The 24,457-nt window shown below is 64.5% G+C and carries 27 protein-coding genes; 13 read left to right on the forward strand and 14 right to left on the reverse strand.

Annotated elements, in window-relative coordinates; translation table 11 throughout:
* Positions 1–4: 4 nt before the first annotated feature.
* From AC1DGP_RS14075 to AC1DGP_RS14085, 3 genes are read right to left on the reverse strand one after another with little or no spacing between them, the layout of a single operon-like run.
* Positions 5–1,297 (reverse strand): ABC transporter substrate-binding protein, encoded by a 1,293-nt coding sequence (locus AC1DGP_RS14075; protein ID WP_441504212.1) that lies wholly within the window; start codon positions 1,295–1,297, stop codon positions 5–7.
* A gap of 53 nt (positions 1,298–1,350) precedes the next feature.
* Positions 1,351–2,646, reverse strand: coding sequence for an ABC transporter substrate-binding protein (locus AC1DGP_RS14080; RefSeq protein ID WP_441504211.1), 1,296 nt, complete (start codon positions 2,644–2,646; stop codon positions 1,351–1,353).
* Complete coding sequence (locus AC1DGP_RS14085; RefSeq protein ID WP_441504210.1) at positions 2,618–3,409, reverse strand: FadR/GntR family transcriptional regulator; 792 nt, start codon at positions 3,407–3,409, stop codon at positions 2,618–2,620. Before AC1DGP_RS14085 ends, AC1DGP_RS14080 begins: the two co-directional genes overlap by 29 nt.
* 105 nt (positions 3,410–3,514) lie before the next feature.
* Here AC1DGP_RS14085 and AC1DGP_RS14090 point away from each other — a divergent pair, with 105 nt between their 5' ends.
* Genes AC1DGP_RS14090 through AC1DGP_RS14110 form a run of 5 tightly spaced genes read left to right on the forward strand, consistent with a single transcriptional unit; the run spans position 3,515 to position 7,586 of the window.
* Entirely contained in the window at positions 3,515–4,639 is a 1,125-nt protein-coding gene (locus AC1DGP_RS14090) for a mandelate racemase/muconate lactonizing enzyme family protein (RefSeq protein WP_441504209.1), read from the forward strand.
* 5 nt (positions 4,640–4,644) lie between these two features.
* Complete coding sequence (locus AC1DGP_RS14095; RefSeq protein ID WP_441504208.1) at positions 4,645–5,520, forward strand: carbohydrate ABC transporter permease; 876 nt, start codon at positions 4,645–4,647, stop codon at positions 5,518–5,520.
* A complete protein-coding gene (locus tag AC1DGP_RS14100; RefSeq protein ID WP_441504207.1) occupies positions 5,513–6,346 on the forward strand; it encodes a carbohydrate ABC transporter permease in 834 nt (277 codons plus the stop codon). Before AC1DGP_RS14095 ends, AC1DGP_RS14100 begins: the two co-directional genes overlap by 8 nt.
* A 35-nt stretch (positions 6,347–6,381) precedes the next feature.
* The gene (locus AC1DGP_RS14105) at positions 6,382–7,251 is read left to right on the forward strand and encodes a DUF6772 family protein (protein ID WP_476832232.1); all 870 of its coding nucleotides are present in this window, start codon (positions 6,382–6,384) and stop codon (positions 7,249–7,251) included.
* Positions 7,251–7,586 carry a hypothetical protein gene (locus AC1DGP_RS14110; RefSeq protein ID WP_441504206.1) on the forward strand — a complete coding sequence of 112 codons (336 nt, stop codon included), beginning with the start codon at positions 7,251–7,253 and terminating at the stop codon, positions 7,584–7,586. Before AC1DGP_RS14105 ends, AC1DGP_RS14110 begins: the two co-directional genes overlap by 1 nt.
* 42 nt (positions 7,587–7,628) lie before the next feature.
* Here AC1DGP_RS14110 and AC1DGP_RS14115 read toward each other — a convergent pair whose 3' ends face one another.
* Positions 7,629–8,828 (reverse strand): aminotransferase class V-fold PLP-dependent enzyme, encoded by a 1,200-nt coding sequence (locus AC1DGP_RS14115; RefSeq protein WP_441492136.1) that lies wholly within the window; start codon positions 8,826–8,828, stop codon positions 7,629–7,631.
* Positions 8,829–8,893: 65 nt separating this feature from the next.
* Here AC1DGP_RS14115 and AC1DGP_RS14120 point away from each other — a divergent pair, with 65 nt between their 5' ends.
* The gene (locus tag AC1DGP_RS14120) at positions 8,894–9,703 is read left to right on the forward strand and encodes an IclR family transcriptional regulator (protein ID WP_441504205.1); all 810 of its coding nucleotides are present in this window, start codon (positions 8,894–8,896) and stop codon (positions 9,701–9,703) included.
* 2 nt (positions 9,704–9,705) lie between these two features.
* On the opposite strand, the gene AC1DGP_RS14125 is transcribed toward AC1DGP_RS14120, so the two are convergent.
* From AC1DGP_RS14125 to ybaK, 6 genes are all read right to left on the reverse strand, one after another.
* A complete protein-coding gene (locus AC1DGP_RS14125) occupies positions 9,706–10,206 on the reverse strand; it encodes a RidA family protein (protein ID WP_441504204.1) in 501 nt (166 codons plus the stop codon).
* Positions 10,207–10,249: 43 nt separating this feature from the next.
* Positions 10,250–11,044: an amino acid ABC transporter ATP-binding protein gene (locus AC1DGP_RS14130; RefSeq protein ID WP_441492139.1), complete on the reverse strand. Its 795-nt coding sequence runs from the start codon at positions 11,042–11,044 to the stop codon at positions 10,250–10,252.
* Between the two features lie 14 nt (positions 11,045–11,058).
* A complete protein-coding gene (locus tag AC1DGP_RS14135) occupies positions 11,059–11,694 on the reverse strand; it encodes an amino acid ABC transporter permease (protein ID WP_441492140.1) in 636 nt (211 codons plus the stop codon).
* Between the two features lie 6 nt (positions 11,695–11,700).
* The gene (locus AC1DGP_RS14140; RefSeq protein WP_441492141.1) at positions 11,701–12,369 is read right to left on the reverse strand and encodes an amino acid ABC transporter permease; all 669 of its coding nucleotides are present in this window, start codon (positions 12,367–12,369) and stop codon (positions 11,701–11,703) included.
* A 103-nt stretch (positions 12,370–12,472) separates the two neighbouring features.
* Complete coding sequence (locus tag AC1DGP_RS14145; protein WP_441492142.1) at positions 12,473–13,345, reverse strand: transporter substrate-binding domain-containing protein; 873 nt, start codon at positions 13,343–13,345, stop codon at positions 12,473–12,475.
* Between the two features lie 361 nt (positions 13,346–13,706).
* The gene (gene ybaK, locus AC1DGP_RS14150; protein WP_441504203.1) at positions 13,707–14,180 is read right to left on the reverse strand and encodes a Cys-tRNA(Pro) deacylase; all 474 of its coding nucleotides are present in this window, start codon (positions 14,178–14,180) and stop codon (positions 13,707–13,709) included.
* 284 nt (positions 14,181–14,464) lie between these two features.
* Here ybaK and AC1DGP_RS14155 point away from each other — a divergent pair, with 284 nt between their 5' ends.
* From AC1DGP_RS14155 to AC1DGP_RS14165, 3 genes are all read left to right on the forward strand, one after another.
* Entirely contained in the window at positions 14,465–14,683 is a 219-nt protein-coding gene (locus AC1DGP_RS14155; protein WP_441492144.1) for a hypothetical protein, read from the forward strand.
* 222 nt (positions 14,684–14,905) lie between these two features.
* Positions 14,906–15,115, forward strand: a complete 210-nt coding sequence (locus AC1DGP_RS14160; protein WP_113516134.1) for a hypothetical protein — start codon at positions 14,906–14,908, stop codon at positions 15,113–15,115.
* A gap of 139 nt (positions 15,116–15,254) precedes the next feature.
* The gene (locus AC1DGP_RS14165) at positions 15,255–15,731 is read left to right on the forward strand and encodes a Ros/MucR family transcriptional regulator (protein WP_441492145.1); all 477 of its coding nucleotides are present in this window, start codon (positions 15,255–15,257) and stop codon (positions 15,729–15,731) included.
* 141 nt (positions 15,732–15,872) lie between these two features.
* Here the strand turns inward: AC1DGP_RS14165 and AC1DGP_RS14170 are convergent, their stop codons facing one another.
* From AC1DGP_RS14170 to AC1DGP_RS14180, 3 genes are read right to left on the reverse strand one after another with little or no spacing between them, the layout of a single operon-like run.
* The gene (locus tag AC1DGP_RS14170) at positions 15,873–16,952 is read right to left on the reverse strand and encodes an HlyD family secretion protein (protein WP_441504202.1); all 1,080 of its coding nucleotides are present in this window, start codon (positions 16,950–16,952) and stop codon (positions 15,873–15,875) included.
* A gap of 16 nt (positions 16,953–16,968) precedes the next feature.
* Positions 16,969–18,639 (reverse strand): MFS transporter, encoded by a 1,671-nt coding sequence (locus AC1DGP_RS14175; protein ID WP_441504201.1) that lies wholly within the window; start codon positions 18,637–18,639, stop codon positions 16,969–16,971.
* Between the two features lie 17 nt (positions 18,640–18,656).
* On the reverse strand, positions 18,657–19,109 hold the full coding sequence (locus AC1DGP_RS14180) for a MarR family winged helix-turn-helix transcriptional regulator (RefSeq protein ID WP_441504200.1): 453 nt from the start codon (positions 19,107–19,109) through the stop codon (positions 18,657–18,659).
* Positions 19,110–19,313: 204 nt separating this feature from the next.
* Between AC1DGP_RS14180 and AC1DGP_RS14185 the strand changes: the two genes are divergently transcribed.
* On the forward strand, positions 19,314–20,405 hold the full coding sequence (locus tag AC1DGP_RS14185) for a tartrate dehydrogenase (RefSeq protein WP_441504199.1): 1,092 nt from the start codon (positions 19,314–19,316) through the stop codon (positions 20,403–20,405).
* A gap of 45 nt (positions 20,406–20,450) precedes the next feature.
* Here AC1DGP_RS14185 and AC1DGP_RS14190 read toward each other — a convergent pair whose 3' ends face one another.
* A complete protein-coding gene (locus AC1DGP_RS14190; RefSeq protein WP_441504198.1) occupies positions 20,451–21,458 on the reverse strand; it encodes a PdxA family dehydrogenase in 1,008 nt (335 codons plus the stop codon).
* Positions 21,459–21,544: 86 nt separating this feature from the next.
* On the opposite strand from AC1DGP_RS14190, the gene AC1DGP_RS14195 reads away from it, so the two are divergent.
* The 3 genes from AC1DGP_RS14195 to AC1DGP_RS14205 form a co-directional block, all read left to right on the forward strand.
* Positions 21,545–22,510 carry an alpha/beta fold hydrolase gene (locus AC1DGP_RS14195; RefSeq protein WP_476832227.1) on the forward strand — a complete coding sequence of 322 codons (966 nt, stop codon included), beginning with the start codon at positions 21,545–21,547 and terminating at the stop codon, positions 22,508–22,510.
* Complete coding sequence (locus AC1DGP_RS14200; RefSeq protein WP_441504196.1) at positions 22,510–24,075, forward strand: rhodanese-like domain-containing protein; 1,566 nt, start codon at positions 22,510–22,512, stop codon at positions 24,073–24,075. Before AC1DGP_RS14195 ends, AC1DGP_RS14200 begins: the two co-directional genes overlap by 1 nt.
* Positions 24,076–24,226: 151 nt before the next feature.
* Positions 24,227–24,457 (forward strand): leucine zipper domain-containing protein (locus AC1DGP_RS14205; RefSeq protein ID WP_476832228.1); only part of this gene is annotated, 231 nt, incomplete at its 3' end.

The following is a 24,457-nucleotide window of genomic DNA, read 5'->3' on the forward strand; positions in this document are numbered from 1 at the left end:
CCGCCTAGCCGAGCAGCGGGCGAACGCGCTTCACCGCGTCGTCCATTGCCTGTTGCGGTGGCTTGATGCCGAGCACTGCGGCCTGCGTCTCCTCGATGAAGATGTCATGGGCGCGCGCCTGCTCGTCGAAGGCCGGCAGATGAATGCGGGAGGCTTTGAGCGCTGCCGCCTCGTCGGCCGCATAGGGCATCGCGGCAATCAGCGCCGGATCGGCATAGGTCGAGATCCGGACAGGACCGTTGCCATTCAGGGCCATCGCCTTGGTGCCGGCCTTCGACGAGAGAGCCCGGATGAGATCCCAGGACAGCGGCTTCTGCCTGCTGTTCTTCGGGATCACCAGCGACCAGAACTCGACTGTCGGCGCAAACGCGACCTTGCCGACAAGGTCGGAGGCCATCGGCGGCAGTAGCGACTTGAAGCGCCCGCCATACTTGCCCTTGGCCGGATCGTTATAGGTCACCAGCCGGGCGAAGGGGTTGATCGTCATCGCCGCCCTGCCCTGCTGCATCCAGGTGGTGATCTCCTCGTTGTTGACGGTCGCGAAATTGCGCGGCAGCACGCCCGCCTTGTAGAGATCGGCAAGCACCGTCAGGGCCTTCACCATTGGCGCCTCTGCCGCCACGAGCTTGCCGTCGCTGGTCATGTAGTCGCCACCAAGACAGCGGGCGAGGGTCAGGAAATTGGAGGCGAAGACCGCTGTGAAGGCAAGGCCGTTGACCTGCGTGCCGTCCTCGCGCTTGAAGGTCAGCTTGCGCGCCACCTCGATCAGTTCCTCGAAGGTGGCCGGCAGTTTGGTGATGCCGCGTTCTTCCAGCAGCGCCTCGTTATAGATCAGCGCATTGGTGGCGTGGCGAACCGGTATACCGTGCAGGGCGCCGTCGACTTTCAACGGCTCGACCAGTCCCGGCGCGAAATCGGCGAAATCCTCGACTGGCGCATCCTTCAGCAAGGCATCCAGCGGCTCGAACAGCTTGAGATTGCGCGGCACGGCGCGGCCATTGAGCAGGTAGGCGAGATCGATCGAGGTCTCGGTCAGCGTCACCTCGCGCAAGAGGCGCTCATGGATGGCGTTGACGTCGCCGAAGGTGACCCAGTTGACCGCCGCGCCTGCCTGCTTGCGCCAGGCTTCGGTCGCATCGCCGCCCGGGCCCGTCGTGGCCGAGGTCTGATGGACACGGTGCCCGAGTGCGGTCACCGTCCGGGCCTGAGCCATGGCGCCTGTCGGCAAGGCCAGCGACGCTGCCGCTCCGCTGGCGAGCAGTCCGAAGCGGCGGCGCGAAAGAGTGCGATTGTCCATAGTGTTCCTCCCGATGGTGCTCCGCGCTGTGCCGCGCGATTGTCAGAGATGGTTCAGGCCGGCAGCAGGGGCTGCACGCGCTTGACGAGCGAGGACATGGCCTCCTCCGGGGTCTTCATGCCGAGCACGGCGGCTTCGGCCTCTTCCTTGAACAGGTCGCCGGCACGGGCCGCCTCGTCGAAGGCTGGCAGCGGCACACGGGCGACCTTGAGCACCTTCAGCTCTTCCGCCGCATAGGGAACGGTGTTGGCGAAGCCGGCATCGGCATAGGTCGAGGCGCGCACCGGGCCATTGCCGTTGAGGGCAGCCTTCAGGGTCGCATCCTTCGCGGTCATCGCCTTGATGAAGTTCCAGGCGAGATCCTTGCGCTTCGCGTTCTTCGGGATGACCATGCCCCAGAACTCGACCTTGGCTGGCGCAGCGTCATATTTTCCGGCCAGCGTCTTCGAGGCGGGGACGGCGACCGTTCTGATCTTGCCGGGAAATTTCGACTTCTGCGGGTCGTTGTAGATGCGATTGCGGCCCATGCTCTGCAGGCTCATCGCGGCACGCCCGGTCTGCATCCAGACATTGACGTCCTCGGGCGAGAGCGTCGCGAAATTGCGCGGGAAGGCACCGGCCTCGAACAGGGCGCGCAGGAGCTTGATGGCGTTCAGCATCGGCGGCTGGTCGGCGACGCATTTGAAGTCAGACGTGATGAAGTCGCCGTCCCAGGCGCGAGCGATATCGATCACGTTCGGGTAGGTGACGCCGGGCATGCACAGGCCCACCACCGCGGTGCCGTCGCTGCGGCGATAGGTGCAGGCCCTGGCGATCTCGACCAGTTCCTCGATCGAGGCCGGCGGCTTCGAAAAGCCCCTCTCGGCCAGCAATTCCTCGTTGTAATGCAGCCCCGACGAGGCATGGCGGAACGGAACCGCGAGCTGCTTGCCGCCGACCTTCATGCCTTCCATCAGCCCGGGGAAGATGTCAGCCGGGTCCTCCAGGGGATCGCGGCTCAGGTAACCGTCGAGCGGCTCGAACAGGTTGGCGGCGCGTGGGATCACCTGCGTGTTCAGCACGAAGCCGACATCGACGGTGCTTTCGGAGAGGCTTGCCTCGCGAAACAGCCGCTCCTGCAACGGTCCGGTATCAAAGGTCGTCCACTGGATCGTGGCACCATTCTTCTGCGCCCAATCCTTCGTGATGTCGCCGCCTTGTGCACCGGTCGCGACGGTCTGCATCACCCGGTGCGCAAAGACGTTGAAAGGGCCGCCCTGCTGCGCGAAGGCCGGAGCGGCGCCGGCAAAGCTCAGGCCGATGAAGCCGCCCAGGAGCTGCCTACGGTCCAACCCTGTTCCTGCCGTCATGATTATCCTCCCCGAGTGTCGCGAGTTCCGCGATGGCGGCTTCAGCCGCTTCGAAATGCTTGTTCATGGCCATTTCCGCCGCCTCGGCGTCGCCGGCGCGGATCGCTTCGACAACGCGGACATGGCGCTCATAGGTCTTGCGCCAATCGGCCTGCGTGCGGGCGCTGCGCGAATTGAAGATCTCCATCACTTCACGGATCACCGGACGAAGGCCCTGGATCTGGAGATCAAGCAGCCGGTTGCCGGCGGAGGCGGCAATCGCCTCGTGAAAATCGAGATCTGCCTCGATCCAGCGCGGCACGTCGCCGAGCGACGCCTCCATGCGCACGAGGATGCCAGTCAGGCGCTCGATATCGGCGGGCGAGCGACGCTCGGCGCTATAACGCGCGATCGGCGGCTCTAGGATGCGGCGCAGTTCGACAGCCTCGGTGAGCCCGGTCTTGCTGCCTCTCACGGCGAAGCGAAAGAAGCGATCGAGCGGAGCGGCATCGAGCGCCTGGACGCGCGTGACCTTGCCCTGCTGGATGTTGACGACGCCCATGGCTGCGAGCTGGCGGATCGCCTCGCGCGCGATCGGTTTGCTGACTCCGAAGGATGCGGCAAGGCGCGCCTCGGATGGAAGCGCGTCGCCGGGCTTCAGCCTGCCATCATGGATTGCCTGGGTGATGCGCGCGATCAACGCATCGCCCAGCCGCGTCGGCACGACATCGGAGGCGGCGAACGGGTCGCTGTCGATCTCGGGCAGTGTCGCGGCTTCGGTCATTCGCATCCTCCACTTTCATGATTGACAGATACAGAGCAGGTTTGCAACTGATCAACCTATCAGTTAGGTTGATCAGCCTTCCCGCAAACCAGGGACCGATACCAGATGACCGGCCGCAGCATCGCCAGGATCGAGTCCCATCCCCTGCGGGCGACACTCGAGAAGACGCAACGCACCTCGCAAGGTGACTATCCCGCGATCGAGCTCGTTGTCGTCGAGGTCACGACCAGCGACGGCATCACCGGCTACGGCGAGGCGCTCGCGCGCCGCGGAGCCGCCGGCTATGCGCGCCTGATCGACGATGCGCTGAGCCCGCGGCTGATCGGCAAGGATCCCGCAGACCGGCGGGCCCTGTGGAAGTCGATGCGCCATGCCCTCTCCGGGCGGCCCGGTGGGCAACTGGTCGAAGCCATATCCGCGATCGACATCGCTCTCTGGGATATTGCCGGCAAAGCCGCCGGCGAACCGATCCACAAGCTGCTCGGCGGCATGGGGCGGCTCCGCGTGCCGGCCTATGCCTCATCAATCAACTGGCTCGACGATGCGACGGTGGAAGCAGAGGTCGCAGCGGCGGTGACGGCCGGGTTCCGCGAGATCAAGGTCAAGCTCGGCCATCCCCTGAAGGACGCGATCGCGCGCGCCAAATTCATCCGCAAGCTCGCCGGGGACGATATCGCCCTCTATGTCGACGCCAACTGGGCCTATGACGTCGACGACGCCATGATCGTCGGGCGGGCGCTGGCCGATCTCGGCTACGGCTTCTTCGAGGAGCCGATCGCGCCGCATGACCGCGCAGGCTATGCGCGCCTCGCCCAACACCTGCCGATCCGGCTCGCGGCGGGCGAGAGCGACTATGTCGCCAGCGAGGCCCTCATGATGCTGCAGGACCGCTCGCTCGGCCTGATCCAGCCGGACGTCACACGCTCGGGCGGCATCACCGAGACCTGGCGCATCGCTGAACTCGCCGCGAGTTTCAACACGGCCTATGCCCCCCATGTCGGCTGGTCCGGCGCAATCTGCGTTGCCGCCAGCCTGCAGCTTGCCGCCGCGGCCGAAAGCCTGCGGACCTTCGAGTGCATGGTCTACGCCAATCCGCTGCGCGACAGCTTCACCACACCGGTCGTTGGCGAAGGGCATCAGCTCGTCGACGGTATGCTCGACGTGCCGCAAGGTCCCGGCCTCGGCATCGAAATCGACCGCGAGATGCTCGCGCGCCACCGTATCGCCTGAGCATCATGGCCAGTCGCACGCCCCTCTCTGCCCTCGCCCTCGTCAGCCCGGTCCAGCTGATGGTTGGCGGTATCATCTTCCTGCCGGCGATCTATGTGTTCTGGCTCAGCCTGAACCAATCCTCCTTCGGTCAGGCAGCCAGCTTCGTCGGCCTCGCCAACTACGCCAAGGTGCTCGGCGACCCGTATTTCTGGCGGGCGTTGATCAACACGGTCATCGTCGTCGCCGTCGTCGTGCATGTCGAGCTGCTGCTCGGCCTGCTCATGGCGCTGTTCTTCGCCTCGGGGGTGCCCTTCCGGGCGCTCCTGCTCGCCATCGTGCTTGCGCCCTACGCGGTCAGCGAGGTCTCGGCGGTGGTGATGTGGCGCTATCTGTTCGAGCCCGATGTCGGGATGATGAGCCAGGCGCTCGCCTGGTTCGGCTTGCCACCGATCGAATGGGCGGTGAAGCCGTCGCATGGCCTTTTCATGGTCTCGTTGCTCTCGATCTGGCTGCACCTGCCATTCAGCTTCATCATCATCTACGCCGCAAGACTCTCCGTCCCGGACGAGCTCTACGAGGCCGGCGCCATCGATGGTGCAACGGGTTGGACCGCATTCCGCCGCATCACCTTGCCGCTCCTGATGCCGGCGCTGCTGATCGCCGCCCTGTTCCGCTACATCTTCGCCTTCCGGCTGTTCTCCGAGGTCTGGCTGATGACCGGCGGAGGTCCCGCACGCACCACCGAGGTGATGGCCGTCTATCTCTATCTCGAGGCGTTCCGGTACAACTCCTTCGGTGCTGCGGCCGCGACCGGCTGGTTGCTGGTGCTCGCCTCGCTCCTGCTTGCGCTGTTCTACCTGCGCTCTCTCTACCGGGAGATGTTCAGAAAACATGCCTAAGCGCTCATTCCCCCTTGCGGTCCTGAAGGGCTTTGGCGTCCTCGCGATCGCCGCCTGGTCGATCCTGCCGATCGCGCTGATCGTGATGTCGTCCTTCAAGTCGGACCGGGACATCTTCTCGTTAACCTCGCGGTTCAGCTTCACGCCGACGCTCGCCAATTACGAGCTGCTCTGGAGCCGCTGGGGCGACTTCTTCCACGGGCTCTGGAACAGTTTCCTGGTTACGTCCGGAGCGACCGTGCTTGCCGTCACGGTTTCACTGCTCGCCGGCTTCGCCTATTCCCGTCACGCCAGCCGGGGCCTGCAGGCCAGCGCCTTCTTCCTGATCTTCATCCGCCTGATCCCGCCGATCGTGATCACGCTGCCGCTCTTTCCGGTGGTCAACTGGCTCGGGCTCAACGACACGCATCTCATCCTGATCGTGCTCTACGCCACCTTCTTCGTCTCGCTCGGCACCATCGTGATGCGCACGTTCATCGACCAGATCCCGCGTGAACTCGACGAGGCGGCGATGATCGACGGGGCCTCGCAGTTCCAGATCATCAGGCGCGTCATCTTCCCGCTGGCCGCGCAAGGCATGCTGGCGGTCGCGGTCTTCGTCATCGTCTACGCTTGGAACGAATTCCTCTTCGCCTTCATCTTCACCACGACCAAGGCCAAGACCGCGCCGCTGGTCGTCGCCGAGATGATCGGCGCGGTCGAGGGCGTCGAATGGGGCGTGCTCTTCGCCGCCTCCGCCGTCCAGCTGCTGCCGGTGCTCGCCTTCGTCATCCTCATGCAGAAGCACCTCGTCGCGGGCCTGACCGCCGGCGCGGTGAAGGGGTAAGCCCAATGACCGCGACCAGCTCCCAACTCGATGACATGCGCCGTGCGATCCGCGAGGCGGATCCGCAACTCAGTCGCTTCGATCCCTTGCCTCGCATCATCTGCCTCGACGATTTCGACCGCGGCATGTGCGGCTGGACCCAGCTCGTTGGCAATTACGAGGACACGCTGGACGCCATGCTGCCGGGCTATGCCCAGCATTCGCACGCCATGCTCTCGACGCTGCCAAACTGGGATTTCGGTTCGCATGGCGGCGTCGACGGCTCCTATGCGCTGAAGATCGCGACACGGCCGAAGAAGGGCGCGCAGAACGTCGCAATCAAGCGCCTGACCTTCCGCAAACCCGGACCGATTCGTCTCGAGGCCTATTTCAGCTTCAAGCCGGAAGCGACGGAACTGCAGCTCTCCGAAACCGACATCCGCTCGTTCGGCTTCCTCTACGATCTCCAAGTCGGCGACCAGCATGGCGCCGGCGGCGAGCGCGTGATGCCGCATCTGCGCTTTCTCAATGCGCTCGACGGCGAGCATGTCCAGAAATGGCAGTTCAAGCGCCGCACCACGCCGATCAAGCCGATCGGCTCCGCCGGCAAGACGATCTCGCATTACCATCTCTCGCCGGACGACTGGGAGGATCTGCCGGGCGGCGAGCAGCGGCTCTGCTACAACGAGATTCCGACCAAGGTGAACTGGCACTATCTGCGTTTCGACTTCGATCTGGCGACGATGCGCGCCACCGGCTTCCAGGTGAACGACCGCAGCTTGGACATGAGCAGCTATGAGTCGATCCGCATCCCGGCGATGAAGAACCTCTGGTGCATGCTCAATCTCGGCTTCTTCGCCGAAACCGACTCCGACAAGCGCGCCTTCGCCTATCTCGATTCCGTTTGCCTGTCGGGAGATTTCTGATGCTGCCCGAGAACCTCACCGCCATCGTCGCCCGCAACGAAACCTGGACGGGCGAGGCCGCAACCGAGCCCTACGAGGCCGGCTGGGCCAAGGAAGCCATCATCTTCGTGCGGGCCCTCAAGCCACCGAAGGGTGCGCTGCCGCAGGCCCGCATCGAGATTTCGGCCGACGGGCTGCATTGGGCCCCGGAAGGTTCGCTCTTCGATCTGCCTGCGCGCGAGAACGCCGTGACCTTCCAGCGGCTCGCGCATTTCGGGAACTTCCTGCGTGTTGCGGTCTCGCTGCCGGCGGGAGCGGAAATCACCGTGCTGGTGAGCCTGCACCTAAAAGCGTGACGCACCGACAGTCACCAGAGCCTGCGATCCGCGGGATAGGCATCAATCCGGCCAACGCCTGAGATAGGCTGCCCGACGGCTTCGGCGTTCCTCCAGCGGCGTGGCGATGATCTCATTGCTGCGCAGGGCGGCGCCAAGCTCGGCGGCCAGTCGATCGGCGACGATATTCTCCTGGCCTGGGTGAAGGTTACAGGGGTCGAGATAGAAGAATCCGTGCTCGACCTCGTGATCGCGCACAATAACTGGCGGCTCCCCGCGTGCGAGCGCATCGGCGAGGTCCCAGGCCGTGATATGGGCGGCCTGCGGTTCGACCGAGAGCTTGATCCTGTCGAGCGGGTTGTCGGTCGGATCAGGCTCAATCTCGACACGGATCCCCGGCCTCTCGGCCAGTCGTTCGCGCCACAGCGCAAGCGCGGCCTGTTCGCGCTCCCGGATGCCGGCATGGTCGCGCGTCTCCCATGCTTCCAGGGCAGCGATGGTGCCGACGATGCTCTCCTTGCCGACTTTCATGCCGCGGCCGATGCCGCCGTTCTGAAGAAATGCCGCGCGCACGAGGTCCTTGCGACCGGCGACGATTCCGGCTGTCGGGCCACCGAGAAACTTGTGAGCCGAATACAGCGCAATGTCCGCGCCTGCGGCCAGGAAGCGCTGGAGGTCGTATTCCGAAGCGGCATCGACGATGACCGGCACCCCCCTTGCCCGGCAAATGGCGGCGAACTCCTCGAGCGGGAGCTGCCCATAGCTGACCGTATGATGGGACACGACATAGACCGCAGCGGCGGTCCGTTCCGAGATCGCTCCGGCCAGTTGATAGGGCCGTACGCTCGTGGCCTGCCCGACCGGCACTACCCTGGCGCCAGCGAGCGCAATGCCTTGTTCGACGGGAGCGCCGTAGCTCACCATATGCCCGGTCATGATCAGGACTTCGTCCTTCAGGCCCGTCGTGTCCGGCAGTCGTTCGACGGCATAGAGGTCACTGCCCGTCATCGCCCCGGCCACGGCAAGCGTGATGCCGGCCGAGCAGGAAGCCGTGACGAATCCAGCCTCGGCTCCGCACAATCTGGCGATGACGCCGCTGGCGACCTTCTGAAGTTCGTCGACTTCGACGAATTGCGGCATGACCCCAGCCATCGCCTCGATGGCCTGCGGCACGATGATCGAGGCGCCGAGCCCCGTCATCGTTCCCGACACATTGATGATCGCACGGAGACCGAGCGCCTTTCGGGTATCGGGCTTGTTCATGGCGTTCCTCCGGAAGCATGGTTACGGTAAGGGGTCCGCGGAATCGCGTGACGGAGAGCTGGCAGATGAAGGACAGTGAGATGGGCGTGGCGTCCGCGCCCTCCGCCACTGGGCCGCGGCGCACGCGGGTCAGCGGAATCGAGCGATCGGTCCAGATCCTTGACTATCTCCAGGAGACGGCGCGGCCGGCGACCGGATACGATATCGCCCGCGCGGTCGGAGCGCCGCTGTCCACGGTCTATTCGATCGTCGAGGAACTGGTCGCCAGGGACCTGCTTTCGCGCAATGGCAGCGTGGTCTGGCTCGGCCCCAAACTCTATCACTACGGCCTCGCCTACGCGCGCGATCTTGAGATCATCACGGTCGCCACCCACGAGATGCATGTGCTCTCTCGCGAGGTCGGTGAGACAGTCCAGATCTGCGGCCGTGACGGCGACATGATGGTGGTGGAGGCGATGGCCGAGGGGCCCGGCCACTTCAAGGTCACATCGCGGATCGGAACCCGGGTGCCCCTGAACTGGACCGCCTCGGGCCGGCTTCTGGTCGCCCATCTCGATTTTCAGGACCGGGTGGCGCTGTTCCGGCGCTGCGCCAAGGCCTCGCCAACGGGGCGGGCAACGGTCGACCCGGTCGCGCTCGCCGAGCAATCCGACGAAGCACTGTCCGCCGGCATCGCCGTGCAGGCTGGCGAATCCGACTATGCCGTGGCCTGCGTCGCGGCACCGGTGCGCAACAATTCCGGAGATTGCGTGATCACCATCTCGATCGTGCTGCCGGAATTCAAGGTCCAGGAGGAGCCCTCCCGCTTCGCCGATGCAGTCCGGAGCGCGGCACAGCGCATCGAAGCAAGCCTTGGCTGGCAATTCAGGCAGTAGCATCATGAGACCGCGACGACCGCTTCGATCTCCACGGTGATGCGGCGCGGCAGCGAGCCGAACCCGACGGCTGAACGCGCGTGCCGGCCAGCATCGCCAAAGACCGCGACGAAGAGGTCCGAGCAGCCATTGATGACGGCGGGATGGTCGGTGAAGTCCGGCGTGGCGTTGACCATGCCGAGCACCTTGACGATGCGCCTGACCTTTCGAAGGTCCCCCAGTGCCGTGTGCAGCACCGCGATGAGGTTCAGCCCCGTCAGGCGTGCATGAGCATACGCCTCCTCGACCGAGACGTCGGCGCCGACCTTGCCCGTGTGGATGCGACCGTCCTCATGCGTCGGCCCCTGACCCGACAGGTAGAGCAGCGTACCTTCCCGGACATGGGTCGTGAAATTGCCGATCGGTGTCGGCACTTGCGGCAATTCAAGACCAAGTTGTGCCAGCTTCTCATAGGGCGACATCGCAAGATCGGAGGGAGGAGCAAGATCGGATGGAGGCGGCATCGCTGAACTCGGTCGGAATGGGTGTCAGGGCGCCAGCAGCCGCTCAATGAGCATGCCGAAAGGCGGCGAAGCGCGAGAGGAAAGCCCGCAATCGTTCGTTCGACTGTTCATCGAAGACGGCCTTCGGCGGCGCGTCGATCGCGATCAGTCCCTGGTCGGTGAACACCACGCGGTCGGCGACTTCCCTGGCGAAGGCCATTTCATGGGTGACGAGGATCATCGTCCGGCCCTCCGCGGCCAGTTCCTGGACGACCTCCAGCACCTCGCCGACAAGCTCGGGATCGAGCGCGGAGGTTATCTCGTCGAGCAGCAGGACCTTCGGCTCGATCGCAACCGCTCGCGCGATACCGACCCGCTGCTGCTGCCCACCGGACAATTGCGAGGGCAGCGCGTCGAGCTTCTCGGAGAGGCCGACGCGCACGAGCCATTTCTCGGCAATCTGCCTTGCCTCGCCCTTGCTCTTGCCGCGCGACTTCATCAGCCCGAGCATGACGTTCTGGGCCGCCGTCAGATGCGGAAACAGGTTGAACTGCTGGAAGACCATTGCCGCATCGACCCGGATGCTGGCGAGTTCCCGGTCACTGCGCCGACGGCGGCCGGCGCCGTCATCCCGATAGCCGACTTCCACTCCATCGATCCGGACCGAGCCGCCATCATATTCCTCGAGGAAGTTGATGCAGCGCAGCAAGGTCGTCTTGCCACTTCCGGATGGGCCGATGACGGCGATCACCTGTCCCTTGCCGACATCCAGATCGATGCCCTTCAGCACCTGGTGCGCGCCGAAGGACTTGGTCAGGCCCTTGATGCGGATCACCGGCTCGTCGGGCGTCTCGATCATGATCGTCCTTCCGCTCAGATGAAACGCTTTTCGAGACGCCGGCTCAGCGTCGAAAGCGGATAGTTGATGGCGAAATACATCAGCGCCCCCATCACATAGAGCGGCAACGCTACATGGGTGCGTCCAATCACCTGCTGCAGCGCGAGCATCAGGTCGACGATCCCCAGCAGGGAGACGAGCGAGGAGCCCTTCACCGTATCGACGACGCTGTTGACGAAGGGAGGCAGGAAGCGTCGGATCGCCTGCGGTGCAAGCACATGGACGAAGCGGTCGAGGAGGCCGAGCCCGATGGACTTCGCCGCTTCCGTCTGCCCTCTGGGGATGGACTGGAAGGCGCCGCGGGTGATTTCAATGACCTGGGCGGACTTGAAGGCGGTCAATGCCACAATCGCGGCGGTCAGGCTCGGCAGGTTCACCTTGATGGCCGGCAGCCCGTAATAGACGAAATAGAGCAACACCAGGATCGGTACGCCGCGCACGAAATCGGCATAGATCCGGATCGGAAACCGCGCCCAGAGCGGGCCGAAAGCGAGCACGCAACCGAGCGGGACACCGATCAACAGCGAGAGCGCGATCACGCCGGCCGAGACCAGGAGCGTGATGCGCAGGCCATCGAGCAGAAACGGAAGCGTCTGCAGGAACAACGTCATGGCCGCTCACCGCGTGATGGCATAGCGCCGCTCGGCCAGCCGCAACAGCAGCAGGATGGCGTAGCTGGTGACCAGATAGATCGGCGTCGCGAGCAGATAGACCTCGACCGTCCGGAAGGTCTGCGTCTCGATCCAGCGCATGCCGTAAGCCAGTTCAGGGACGGCGATCGCGGAGGCGATCGAGGTGTCCTTGAACAGCGAGACATAGGTGTTCGAGAGCGATGGCAGGGCGATGCGCAGCGCCGTCGGCAGCCGGACATGGACGAGCACGCCCGCTGGCGTAAGACCGATCGCCTTGCCAGCCTCGATCAGCCCTTTCGGCACGGCTTCGAAGCCGGCGCGCAGGACCTCGACCAGATAGGCGCCGGAATAGATCGCCAGCGTCACCACGAACGAGGTCGTGGCGTCATATTGCAGATCGATCGCGCTCGGCACGCCGTAGAAGACGAGATAGACGAGCAGCAGCAGCGGGACGTTGCGGATGAACTCGACATAGCCCCGGATGAACGGCCTGGCCCAGCGTGGCCCGTCCATTTCGACGAGCGCCAGAACCAGCCCGATCACCATGCCGATCGCGATCGTCGCGATCGCGAGTTCGATGCTGAGCAGGAGACCGTCGAACAGCTTCGCGGCGTAGCGCCAGACGATCGCGAAGTTGAAGTGGTAGTTCGTCATGCCGGGAGACGTCTCGTCACGGGCCGTGCAGGCGACTTCGCCGCCCTGCCGCGCGCCAGCGGCGAGCGCAGGGGTCGGCGAAGCGCGACCGCGAAAGCCGCCGTCAGAATTTCGGCAGCCCCGTCTCGCGGACTGGCGGCGTCAGACCAAAATAATCGCTGATCGCGACATCGAAAATCTCGTTCTGGTGGCCGTACATGGCGATCCCGAAGGTGGTGTCGACGAAGCGCACCCAGTCCGGATCGCCCTGGCGCATGGCCGCGCCGTACAGCATGGAGTTCCAGGACTTGCCGGCATCGGCATATTTATCGGGGTGGCGCTTCGCGAGCCACCAGACGGTCGAGAGATCGACGGCGGCGGCATCGGCACGCTTTGAATCGAGCGCAAGGACGACATTGGCCTGGCTGTCGAGCTGCATGACCGTCGCCTGCGGCAGGACCTTCTTCACCGACGCTTCGGCATCGACGTTCTGCAGGATGGAGACCCGTGCACCCGATCCTGCCTTGAGCAGGGCGTCGAAGCTCTTCTTGTCGCTGTCGGGGCGCGTCAGCAGGGCGATGCCCTCGACATAATAGGGTCGGGAGAACGCGACGAGCTGCGCCCGCGCCGGTGACATCGTCATGAACTGGATGACGATGTCGACCTTCCCGGTATTGATGTTGGGAATGCGTTGAGCCGCATCCTGCCTGACGAACTCGACCTTCTTGTCGTCGTCGAAGAGCCCCTTGGCGAGGATCCGCCCCATGGCGATGTCCATGCCGACGAGCTGTCCCTTCTCATCCTCGAAATGCCAGGGCGCATTGGTCGAGCCCGTGCCGACGATGAGCTTGCCCCGGTCGAGAACGGTGCGCAGCAGGCTGTTGGGAGCGGCTTGTGCCGCCGCCTGCCTGGCTGAACTGGACGCTGCCGCAAGTGCAAGGCCACCGACAAGGCCGGCCTTGAGCAGGTTTCGTTTGCTGTCGACGACGTCTGTCATAGCGGCACGCTCCCCTTATGCGAGGCGGTCGCCTCGTATGGATTTATTCTATAATTACAGAATAAGAAGCATAATTATGTTAGCCTAGTTTTGATCGACAGAGCCTGTCAAGCGACGTCCAGAGGCGCCGAGGGAAGCGGCGCAACGAGACGGGGAGCAGATTGCTGGGGCATCTCCAATGGTGTTCGGCCGCTGGATTGGACCCCGAGGCCAGACCTGCGAGTGGCGGCGTTCAACGCCGGGTTCGACACAACGAAGCCGCCGCAATCACCGCGCTGTGTCGTCGGGCCTCTTCTCCCGGACCAGCGCTTGATCGCTCGAGCCCGGAACGTCGCAGAAGCCGAGCCAGAGACGATCACCGCTAGGAAACGATCGCGACGGTCGCCGCATTGCTTGCGCGGACAAGGTCGTCCGGCGCCAGCTTGACCTGCAGGCCACGTAACCCTCCATTGACGAAGACATATGGCTCGGAGACGGCCGTGATCTCGACAAGGGTCCTCAGCTTGCGCTTCTGACCGAATGGGCTGACGCCGCCGACCTTATACCCCGTCAGGCGCTCGGCATCGCTCGGCGCCAGCATACGCGCGCTCTTGCCTCCAACGGCCGCGGCCACCCTCTTCATGCTTGCCTCGCAGTCTGATGGGAGAACCAGACAAACGGGTATGTTGTCGACCTGCGCAATCAATGTCTTCAAGACCCGACCGGGTGGTTCACCCAGGGACTGGGCCGCCTGAAGACCGACGCGATCGCTATTGGGGTCGTATTCATAGGTTCGGAGTTCGAAGGAAACGCCGCCCGCTTTCAACACGGCCGTGGCAGGTGTGGATTGTCCCATAGCCCTCAAACCCTGGTGCTTTGGCCGCGATTGCGGCCCGCGCCGAAACGCCCCCTCCCTATAGAAATCCCGCGCCCCGAGAGACATCCCCATCTGCTGGGCCCATGAGGCACCAAGGGCTTCACTGGAGGCGGCCGTTTCGATGCGCGCGTCTGCTCCGCAGACCAGGACGAAGCCGCCCCCTTGGAAGCATCCGCGGCGAGCTTCGCGACAGCGTCACACCCTCTTGAAACCCCAACCGTCCAAACTAGTTTTCTGGGATCAGCCACGGAAGGAGAGATCCGATGACCGCGGTGACTGAACTCAAACCGGAAACGCACAGCGTCTGCATCACCTGCCATGAGGATTACCGGTATGCGCTTCTGCGCATCGGCCAGATCGAGGATGCGCAGCCCAATTCGGCGAAAGCCCTCGAATTGCAAGCTCTGAGGGCCGCGATCGTCGACTATGAGACGCGCAAGGCATTGCACGCGAAGGGACCAGAGGTGACGGCCGCGAGGTGACAGGCTCCGCAATCAGCTGAACATCGCCCACGCCGTCGAACACGTCCAACGACTGATCGGCTGCATCAAGGGTTCTGGCGGGGAGAGCGTGTTAACCGGCCTCGTCGTCACATTGGCCGCTCGCGAGGACCACGGTGCCGGGGGCACGTGGCGAGGCGGCTGTGAATACGTTGTAAGTTGATATCGAATGACGAACACAGATCAAAGAACGGGGGTGAGAGAATGCCGCAGAAGCCGACGCGCGAGTTTGCAGTGATCAAAGTGAAGCACGTTACAGTCAGCGCAGACACGACACTGGGCGCCGTAATCGCCTTGGAAGTCGATGGGAAGAACGAAATCTCCCTCTTCATGGTGCCAGAAGTTCTCGCCTCGCTGGAGGCCATGCTGGCCAAGGCCAGTCTCGAACAGGCGCGTCACCACCCAGTTCAGTAGGCCGCCGCACGCCCTCTCACCAGAATAAACCGGGACTGCAAGCATCGGAATTGAGCGAACCACCGCAACGAGTATTGCAAATAGAACGTTCGGCAGGTTAAATGAGACCTAGGCGCAATATTCTGATTTGGGAAAAGCCATGGCCAACGAAGATGAAAATTATATTGATCTGACGGCGATGGTTATTTCGGCCTACGTCGCACATAACAATGTCCCTCGCAGCGATCTCGTTGGCTTGATTGCGAGCACGTATTCAGCGTTCGCGCAGCTCGACGCCAAATCCGAAGCTGCGCCGCCACCGGTCGCGCTCGTACCGGCCGTTCCGATCAAGAAGTCGGTCACGCCGGACGCCATCATCTGCCTGGAAGACGGCAAATCGTTCAAATCCCTCAGGCGTCATCTGGGTACGGCCTACAATCTCACTCCTGAGCAATATCGCACCAAGTGGGGCTTGCCCTCAGACTATCCGATGGTCGCACCGAACTATTCCGAGGCCCGGGCCGCCCTTGCAAAGGCATCGGGCCTGGGTCGCAAGGCCAAGGTGGTCCCGGCCGCACCCGTCGTCGCGAAGCCACCGCGCGCCAAGCGCGGCCCGCGCTCAGGCTCCAGCGCCTGACCCGGCCGCGAAGCTGACGGCCGTTGGCGCCTGCCGTTTCGGCGCTTTCGGGACTGGATATTTCTGGATCACCGCAGCCATTTTGGAGCGCGGGCGATCCAGAAGTCCGCAATTGTCCCCCTGGTCGCTTGCACGCCGATGTTATTGCTTGTCGGCGCTGGATAGGTTGACGGCTGCCTCAACCGGCGTGGCGGTGTCGATGCTGACGATGACCGACATGCCGGGCGCCAGATCCTCGGTCAAAGGCTGGCCGTGATCGATCGCGATCCGCACCGGCAGCCGCTGCGCAATCTTGGTAAAATTGCCGGTCGCATTGTCGGCCTTCAGGATGCTGAACTCGGAGCCCGTGGCTGGCGAGAACTCCTGGACATGCCCGGTCAACGAGGCGTGATGCAGCGCATCGACCGTAAAGGTCACCGGCTGGCCGATCTTCATCCCGGAGAGCTGGTTTTCCTTGAAGTTCGCGATCACCCATTTCCTGGCCGGAACCAGCGACGCCAGTTGCGTGCCAACAGCAACATATTGCCCGAGCCGCACGCCGATCTCGCCCATCTTGCCGTCCTGCGGCGCCAGGATGCGGGTGTTCTGCAGATCGATCGCGGCCAATTGCACTGCTGCCTCGGCATTGCGCACGGCTGCCTCCAGCCCGGCGCGCCCGACGATGATGGACTGCCGATCCTGCCGGGCGACATCGAGGGCCGCTTCGGCCTGGCGTAGGCTGGCGCGGGCCTGGTCGAGCACCAGACTGGCCTGATCGGCCGCGCTCTGCGTCGAAATCCCCTTCTCGCGCAGGGCGAGGATGCGCCCGGCATTGGCTTCCGCGGTTTCGACCGCCGCCTGCGCACTGGCGATCTGGGCTTCTCCGGAGCGCAGGCGCGCTTCGGCAGCGCGCTGCGATTGATCGGCATTGGCGAGATTGGCCCGCTGGCCGGCAAGAGTGGCCTGCGCCTGCCGCACACGCTGCTCGTAGATCCGGTCGTCGATCTGCACGATGAGATCACCAGCCTTCACCGTTTCGAAGTCCTGAACCGCGACTTTCTTCACATAGCCCGCCAATTGCGGGCTGATGATCGTGACCTGGCCTTTGACATAGGCATTCTCCGTGCTCTCGACCGAGCTGGCGAAGGGCGGCAGCCGCCAGGCGTAAAGCACGAGCAGCACACCGCCTGCGGCGACCAGCAGCGCAATCAGGGTTCCAGGTGAGCGAATGGCTTTCGACATGATGGCTGGTTTCGGTTCAGAGGGCTTCGGCCGGGCGTAAGAAGAACTTGGCGCTGCGCAGTCTTGCGTAGAGCAGATGGATGATCAGTCCGCCGAGCGCGGCTCCTGCCAGGGCCGCGATGAGCAGGAATGCGTCGTTATAGGCGAGGATATTGGCTTCGCGGCTGGCCTGCTGGGCGAACAGGGCGACGCCCTCGGCATTCAGCAGCCGCCCGTCGGTGAGCAGCTTTCCATAGACTGCCGAAAGCTGCCTCACCCGCTCCGCCACCGCCGGGTCGGACAGCGAGAAATGTTCGACGAGAAGGCTGGAATGGAACTTCTCGCGGAGCGTGACGAAGCTGCCGAAGAAAGCCGAACCGATCAGGCCGCCCAGACTCTGCGTGAAAAGGAAAACCACGATGAAGCTGGTAATAAAGGCCGGCCCCTGCCGGAGCGCAGCCATGAGACCGGTCAGCATCGCCGGAGGCAGGAACAGCGCGCCGCCAAACGCGATCAGGGCCTGGCTCAGATACATGTTGTCCGGCCGCGTCAGATTGGTCGCCTGACTATCCATGGCGGCACCGGCGCAAATGCAGAGCAGCGCGACGCCATGCAGCAGCGGCACGCGCTCGAGCTTGAGAGTGGCGCCGCAAAGGAGCCCGCCGCACAGCGAAGCCAGCAGGATCACCACATATAGCCCCCTGCTCTGCTCATTGAGCAGGCCAAGATTCTGGAACAGGGCGAGTGCACCCGAAGTCTGCTCGGACAGCACGATGCGGAAGACCAGCAGCACCGTCGTGATATGGAGCATTTCCCGGCTCATCAGCCAGCGCACATTCAGCAGCGGCGTCTCGCGATTGATCTCGATTGCCACCGCAAGCCCGAGCGACAGGATTGCCAGGGCAAGGCACCAGCCGATCCAGGGTGCTTCCAGCCACCAGACCAGGCGGCCCATCACCAGGATGACCGCGAGCAGGCCAAAGCCGATCGCGATCAAGGGGTAGCTGATGAAATCCAGCCGCTGCAGGACCTTCGCATGGGGAATCGGCGTCAGTGGCAGATAGAAAATCACGGCAAGCGAAATCAGCGCGAGGCCGATCGCCATCGTATAGAGGCCCTGCCATTGACCGATATCGAGCAGCATCGGCGAGATCAGCCGCGCCAGCGTAGGGGTGATCGCGGAGCAGGTCAGCGTCAGGCTCAAGCCCCATGACATCTTCCTGGCCGGAGGAAAGGCCTCGAGCATGTAGAGGAAGCCGAGTGTCGATATCGGCGAGGCGGCCATGCCCGCGAGGAAGCGGACCCCGATCGCCGAATGCAGATCATGCGCGATGAGATGCAGAAGCGAGGCGGCGACGAAGATGCAGATGCCGAGCTCGGCGAAACGGCGCAGCCCGAACTGCGTCCGGACCTTGGTCAGGATCAGGGTCAGGCTGACATTCGGCGCCATATAGGCGGCGATCAGCCAATTGATCTCAAGCTGCGTCGCGCCGAAGGCACCCTGGATTTGATTGGTATTGGCAGCGACGAAGTTCATGCCGAGGCCCTGCGTGCCAATCAGAAGGGCGGCGGCCGCGACATAGGCCGCGGCGACGGCAAAGGGCTTTGCCGGCAGCAGAGCCGAGCTCTCAGGGGCGGGAGGCTCTTGGACTGTCGCAGGCGGATGATCCGCCTGGCCTTCGGGCCGCGCTTCCGCTTCGTCGGTCATTGCCACGGCCATGGGCCTCAGGACGCCGGCTCCATATTGCGGATCATCTGCCGAAGCACGCGGATCGCGATCTCGAGTTCGGCAGGATCGATCTCGCGCAACACGTCGCGGCCGATCTCGCCGGAGATCTCCTCGATCTCCTCGACCTGATGCTGCGCGGCGGGGGTCAGGCTGATCTGTTTCGCCCGCCGATCGCCGTCGATGGCGCTTCGCTCGATCAGGCCGTTCTTCTCCATCCCGTCGAGCAGGCGCACGACGGTCGGGCCCTCGACCTCCAGCAGACTGGCGAGTTCCGTCTGATTGATCGCCGGACAGCGCGAGAGATGAAGCAACGCGCGCGCGCGCGACAAGGTCAGGCCGCGCTGGCGCACAAGGCGATCGAACAGGGTTCGCAATTTGCGGCCGGCCGTCGACAGCTCCGTCAGGAAGCTGCGCTCGAATCCAGGTTGGGCATCGTCCATAGAACGCATATATGTAGTATGCTATCTATTAGTCAAGCACCCAACCAAAAAAAAGACATTCGGACGAGCCCAGGCGCAGGCCGACAATCCGTCGGGGATACCCGAGGCTATGAGCGCAGCGGTTTTCCTTGCCCAGCCGGTAGACTATTTCCGACACAGCTCTATAATTGTCGACAATAGGCAATAATTCGAACGCAAGGACGGAGCCGTCTGATGAAAACCTACAGGATTGCCGCCATTCCCGGCGACGGGATCGGCGCCGAGGTGATCGAGGCGGGTCTCGAAGTCCTGTCGCTCTGCGCCGCCCGGTCCGGCAGTTTCGCGTTCGACTTCACCCATTTCGATTGGGGTTCGGACTACTTCAAGCGCCATGGCCGGATGATGCCCGAAGACGGGCTCGACCGCATCCGCGATTGCGACGCGATCTATTTCGGTGCCGTCGGCGCGCCCGATGTGCCCGATCATGTCACCCTATGGGGCCTGAGGCTGGCCATCTGTCAGCCCTTCGACCAATACGCGAATGTGCGCCCGACGCGCATCCTGCCGGGCATCGAGCCGCCCCTGCGCGGCGTGGCTCCGGATGATCTCGACTGGGTGATCGTGCGCGAGAATTCGGAGGGCGAATATGCCGGCCAGGGCGGGCGCTCGCATCGCGGGCAACCCGAGGAGATCGCGACCGAGGTCTCGATCTTCACCCGCGGCGGGGTCACGCGCATCATGCGCTTCGCCTTCGAAATGGCGCGCTCTCGTCCCCGCAAACTCTTGACCGTCGTCACCAAGTCGAACGCACAGCGCCACGGCATGGTGATGTGGGATGAGATCGCCGCCGAAGTGGCGCGCGAGTTTCCCGACGTGACCTGGGACAAGATGCTGGTCGACGCCATGACCATCCGCATGACACTGAAGCCGCGGAGCCTCGACACGATCGTCGCGACGAATCTTCATGCCGACATCCTGTCCGACCTCGCCGCAGCCCTCGCCGGCTCGATCGGCATTGCCCCCACCGCCAATCTCGACCCCGAGCGCCGCTTTCCCTCGATGTTCGAGCCGATCCACGGCTCCGCCTTCGACATCACCGGCAAGGGCATTGCCAATCCGATCGCCAGCTTCTGGTCCGCCGTGATGATGCTCGACCATCTCGGCGAGGCGGACGCAGCCGCGCGGCTGATGCGCGCAATCGAGCGCGTCACGGCTGACCCGGCAAACCACACGCCGGATCTCGGCGGCGCGGCGACCACGCGCTCGGTGACTGATGCAGTGCTGGAGGCGCTCCGCGGCGACAATCTCGCTCACGCCGCCAGCTGACCGGCGCCCTGCGGATAGCGGCATCGTCGCGACCCGCCCGGCGGTTCAGGCGGCGACGCGGACTGTCGCCAGTCGGCTCGCAAGTTCGACGGCGCTCTGGAGCGCGCCGGGCGAGGCCACTCCCTGGCCGACAATGTCGAATGCTGTGCCATGCGCTGGCGTCGTGAAGACGACATCGAGCCCCGCCGTCACCGTGACGCCGCGATTGAAGCCCCTGAGCTTCGTCGCGATCTGGCCCTGGTCGTGATACATGGCCACAACGCTGTCGAATTCGCCGGCGAAGGCACGAATATAGACCGTATCGGCCGGATAGGGCCCGGTGCAGCTGATGCCTCCAGCCGCGATCCGCTCCACGGTCGGCCGGATTAGCTCGATCTCGTCGCGGCCGAACAGGCCGTTCTCGCCGGCGTGAGGATTGAGTGCGGCCACCGCGATGCGCGGGCTGACGATCCCGGCGCGCTTCATCATCCGGTCGACGAGTTCGACCGCATCGGTGATCGCGCGCGCATCGATCAGGTCGAGGGCTTCGCGCAGCGAGACATGCGACGTCACCCGCGACATCCACTGGCCGTCGAGCACGTTCATTTCCGAGAAATAGCCGTGATGCCTGAGCAGATGCGCGAACAACTTGTGCTCGTCGGGAAAGCGCCAGCCACCTGCGAACATCGCGGCCTTGTTCAGCGGCGCGAAGGTGATCGCATCGAGCTCCCCGGCCTGCGCCATGCTGATCGCACGGGCCAGCGTCTCGCCTGTGATCCGGCCGGATTCCGCCGATATCTGCCCGCGCCCGAGTTGAGCCGGATCGGCATTGCCGAGATCGACGAGCGGGATCTCGGGAGCATCCCAGTCGATCTCGTCGCGTTCAGTCACGCCGGTCCAACGGAGCTGAACACCGGCATCGCGCGCGCCCTGCTCCAGCACGCGACGATCACCAATCGCAACGAGCCGGACATGCTCGCGATAGCGGCCTGCGGCGAGAACCTTGGCCGCGATCTCGGGACCGATGCCGGTCGCGTCTCCGAAGAGGAAGCCGAGGCGAGGCTTATCCTGCATGGCGGCCATGACGTCCCTCAGATTCAAGATGCTTATTGTCGACAATATGATATTCATCGCATGGGATCCGATGAGGAGCAATGCCGATGATGCTGGAACGATCAGAACCCGGGGCGAACCTGCCGCCACTCCTGCCGCATGGCACCGTGCTGATGGCAGGATTCGAGCGGCGTAAACTGCGCACCCGCGGTGCCGAAATCGAGGTGGCCATAGCCGGAAGCGGGCCGCCCTTGCTGCTGATCCACGGCAACCCGCTCAATCTGTCGAGCTGGCACAAGATTGCGCCATCGCTGGCTCAGAGCTTCACGGTGGTCGCGACCGACCTGCGCGGGTATGGCGACAGCTCCAAGCCCGACGGCGGAGAGGATCATGCAGGCTACAGTTTCCGCGCGATGGGCGAGGACAATTTCGACGTGATGGACGCGCTCGGATTCGACCGTTTCGCAGTCGCCGGGCACGACCGGGGCGCGCGCGTCGCCTTCCGCATGGCTCTCGACCAGCCGGACCGCGTCACCGCGCTGGCCGCTCTCGACATCGTGCCGACCCATCATGTCCTGACCAATGTCAGCCTCGGCTGGGGGCTTGAATCCTACCACTGGTTCTTCATGGCGCAGAAAGCGCCGTTTCCCGAGCGGCTGATCTGCGCCGATCTCGACTATTACATCCGCTACAAGCTCAACAAGAAGGGTGTCGGGCTCGAGATCTTCACGCCCGAGGCGCTGGCTGACTACGCGCGCTGCACGACCCCGGAGCAGATTCACGCCGTCTGCGAAGATTATCGCGCCACCGTGACCCTCGACCTTGCCATGGACACGGCGGATTACGGCAAGCGCAAGATCGCCTGCCCCGTCCTCGTCCTGTGGGGCTCGAACAGCCATTGCGGCCGGCATTTCAAGCCGCTCGAAGCCTGGCAGGAATGGGCGGACGGCGTGCGCGGCTGGGCCATTCCGACCGGGCACTATCCGGCCGAGCACCGACCCGACCTCGTCTACGCCGCCTTCCATGACTTCTTCTCGGGACGTGAGCCCGTGCCCTATGCCGAAGCCGCCTGATGCCGGCGCTCGATCCGCAGGAAGCGAAGCGGAGGCTGCACGCACCCGGGGAGATCGCCTGTCTCGATTTGCGCGAACAGGGTCAGTACGGCGAAGGCCACCCCTTCCTCGCCGTGCCCTGCCCCTATAGCCGGCTGGAGGCGCTGGTCGGGGTACTCGTGCCCCGCCGCGACGTGCCGGTCGTGCTGGTCGACGAGGGCGATGGGGTGTCCGAGCGCGCCGCAACGCGGCTCACCGCGATGGGTTACAGCCGTATCGACTGGATCGCGGGCGGCGCCCCGGCCTGGGCGGCGGCCGGATACACCCTGTTCAAGGGCGTGAACCTGCCGAGCAAGACGCTGGGCGAGCTGGTCGAGGAGCATTGGCACGTGCCTGCGATCGGTCCCGACACTCTCGACGCCTGGCAGGAGCAGGGCCGCCCGCTGCACCTCCTCGACGGTCGCTCAGCCGGCGAATACACGAAGATGACGATCCCGGGCTCGCGCTCCTTTCCGAACGGAGAGGCGGCGCATCGCTGGGACGCACTCGCCCCGGGGGAAGCCCCCGTCATCATCAACTGCGCCGGGCGGACGCGCAGCATCATCGGCGCCGCGGGTTTGGCGCTGATGCAGCCGGGCGCAGTGGTGCTTGCCCTGGAAAACGGGACGCAGGGCTGGGCGCTCTCGGGCCGTGCGCTCGCGTATGACTCTGCCGCCGGTCCTTTGCCGCAGATCGACCGCGCGGCAAGCCGACTGCGGGCCGATGCCTTCATGCGCACGCATGCTATTTCGCGGATCGACCGCCTCAAAGCCGAAGACCTTGCCGGAGAGCCCGGCCGCACGACCTATCTTCTCGACATGCGCGATCCGGCCGAGCACGCGGCCACGCCGCATGCCGCGGCGGCCTCGGCGCCAGGAGGCCAGCTCATTCAGGCCACGGATCACTGGATCGGCGTCCGCCGCGCGCGCATCATCCTGGCCGACGATACCGGGTTGCGCGCGGCGCTCGCAGCGTTCTGGCTGCGCCAGCTCGGCTACGAAACCTATGTGCTCCCCGATATCGAGACCTGGCCGGCCGACTGGCGCCTGCCGGTATCCGAACCCCCTCCCGACCTTGTCGCGCCACCTGTAATCGGCGCCCGTGAGGCGATCGAGCGCGCGCAAGCCGGAGACCTGCTGCTCGACCTGCGCGGCTCGCTTGCCTATCGCGCCGGCCATCTGCCGGGCGCCGCCTGGTCGATCCGGCCGCGCCTGCCCGCCGTGGCGGGCCGGCACGTCCTGCTTGCGGGAGACGAGACAGCAACTGCGCTCGCCAGCCGCGACCTCGCGGAATGCGGCGCGACATCGGTTCACCGGGTCACGGGCGACGCAAGCGATTGGCGCGCTGCGGGGCTTGCCATCGACACCTCGCCCTACGCCCCCGCGGACGTCGACGCCATCGACTATCTGTTCTTCGTGCACGACCGGCACGACGGCAATCTCGAGGCCGCGCGGCGCTACCTTGCCTGGGAGCTCGGGCTGGTCGCCCAGCTCGACGCAGACGAACGCGGCGAATATCGGCTCGACACGCTCGACCTCAGAACCTGATGCAACATTTCGGCATCGGGCTCCGGATCATCGGACCGGAACGCGTATCCGGCCCGCTGATCTAACTGTGAGCTCTCAATAGGTTGTCCATCCGGTCCCGAGCGAGGAAGCTGAGGTTGCGAAGCTTCAGTCTCCATCGAAGGAGGCCCGGATGAACATCCACAAGAATGCCCGTCTGACGCAGTTGGGTCGAGAGCGGATCGTGCGCATGGCGGCGGCAGGCACGGCCTCTGGCGTGATCGCCAGGGCGGCCGGCGTCAGCCTCAAGACCGTCCATAAATGGATCGCCCGTTTCGCCGCCGAGGGCATGGCCGGGCTGGCGKACCGCTCGTCGCGTCCGCGCCGGCTGCATCGCCCGACGCCGGCAGGCCAGGTCGAGCAG

Source organism: Allobosea sp. 05T433, assembly GCF_056396065.1.

Coding starts and splice junctions, on each gene's coding strand:
- AC1DGP_RS14115 (WP_441492136.1), bottom strand. CDS start 8,828: ATGAACAAGCCCGATACCCGAAAGGCGCTCGGTCTCCGTGCGATCATC.
- AC1DGP_RS14160 (WP_113516134.1), top strand. CDS start 14,906: ATGCCGCAGAAGCCGACGCGCGAGTTTGCAGTGATCAAAGTGAAGCAC.
- AC1DGP_RS14175 (WP_441504201.1), bottom strand. CDS start 18,639: ATGACCGACGAAGCGGAAGCGCGGCCCGAAGGCCAGGCGGATCATCCG.
- AC1DGP_RS14140 (WP_441492141.1), bottom strand. CDS start 12,369: ATGACGAACTACCACTTCAACTTCGCGATCGTCTGGCGCTACGCCGCG.
- AC1DGP_RS14200 (WP_441504196.1), top strand. CDS start 22,510: ATGCCGGCGCTCGATCCGCAGGAAGCGAAGCGGAGGCTGCACGCACCC.
- AC1DGP_RS14165 (WP_441492145.1), top strand. CDS start 15,255: ATGGCCAACGAAGATGAAAATTATATTGATCTGACGGCGATGGTTATT.
- AC1DGP_RS14130 (WP_441492139.1), bottom strand. CDS start 11,044: ATGATCGAGACGCCCGACGAGCCGGTGATCCGCATCAAGGGCCTGACC.
- AC1DGP_RS14180 (WP_441504200.1), bottom strand. CDS start 19,109: ATGCGTTCTATGGACGATGCCCAACCTGGATTCGAGCGCAGCTTCCTG.
- AC1DGP_RS14120 (WP_441504205.1), top strand. CDS start 8,894: ATGAAGGACAGTGAGATGGGCGTGGCGTCCGCGCCCTCCGCCACTGGG.
- AC1DGP_RS14190 (WP_441504198.1), bottom strand. CDS start 21,458: ATGCAGGATAAGCCTCGCCTCGGCTTCCTCTTCGGAGACGCGACCGGC.
- AC1DGP_RS14105 (WP_476832232.1), top strand. CDS start 6,382: ATGCGCCGTGCGATCCGCGAGGCGGATCCGCAACTCAGTCGCTTCGAT.
- AC1DGP_RS14100 (WP_441504207.1), top strand. CDS start 5,513: ATGCCTAAGCGCTCATTCCCCCTTGCGGTCCTGAAGGGCTTTGGCGTC.
- AC1DGP_RS14125 (WP_441504204.1), bottom strand. CDS start 10,206: ATGCCGCCTCCATCCGATCTTGCTCCTCCCTCCGATCTTGCGATGTCG.
- AC1DGP_RS14110 (WP_441504206.1), top strand. CDS start 7,251: ATGCTGCCCGAGAACCTCACCGCCATCGTCGCCCGCAACGAAACCTGG.
- ybaK (WP_441504203.1), bottom strand. CDS start 14,180: ATGGGACAATCCACACCTGCCACGGCCGTGTTGAAAGCGGGCGGCGTT.
- AC1DGP_RS14145 (WP_441492142.1), bottom strand. CDS start 13,345: ATGACAGACGTCGTCGACAGCAAACGAAACCTGCTCAAGGCCGGCCTT.
- AC1DGP_RS14135 (WP_441492140.1), bottom strand. CDS start 11,694: ATGACGTTGTTCCTGCAGACGCTTCCGTTTCTGCTCGATGGCCTGCGC.
- AC1DGP_RS14095 (WP_441504208.1), top strand. CDS start 4,645: ATGGCCAGTCGCACGCCCCTCTCTGCCCTCGCCCTCGTCAGCCCGGTC.
- AC1DGP_RS14075 (WP_441504212.1), bottom strand. CDS start 1,297: ATGGACAATCGCACTCTTTCGCGCCGCCGCTTCGGACTGCTCGCCAGC.
- AC1DGP_RS14195 (WP_476832227.1), top strand. CDS start 21,545: ATGATGCTGGAACGATCAGAACCCGGGGCGAACCTGCCGCCACTCCTG.
- AC1DGP_RS14185 (WP_441504199.1), top strand. CDS start 19,314: ATGAAAACCTACAGGATTGCCGCCATTCCCGGCGACGGGATCGGCGCC.
- AC1DGP_RS14080 (WP_441504211.1), bottom strand. CDS start 2,646: ATGACGGCAGGAACAGGGTTGGACCGTAGGCAGCTCCTGGGCGGCTTC.
- AC1DGP_RS14090 (WP_441504209.1), top strand. CDS start 3,515: ATGACCGGCCGCAGCATCGCCAGGATCGAGTCCCATCCCCTGCGGGCG.
- AC1DGP_RS14155 (WP_441492144.1), top strand. CDS start 14,465: ATGACCGCGGTGACTGAACTCAAACCGGAAACGCACAGCGTCTGCATC.
- AC1DGP_RS14170 (WP_441504202.1), bottom strand. CDS start 16,952: ATGTCGAAAGCCATTCGCTCACCTGGAACCCTGATTGCGCTGCTGGTC.
- AC1DGP_RS14085 (WP_441504210.1), bottom strand. CDS start 3,409: ATGACCGAAGCCGCGACACTGCCCGAGATCGACAGCGACCCGTTCGCC.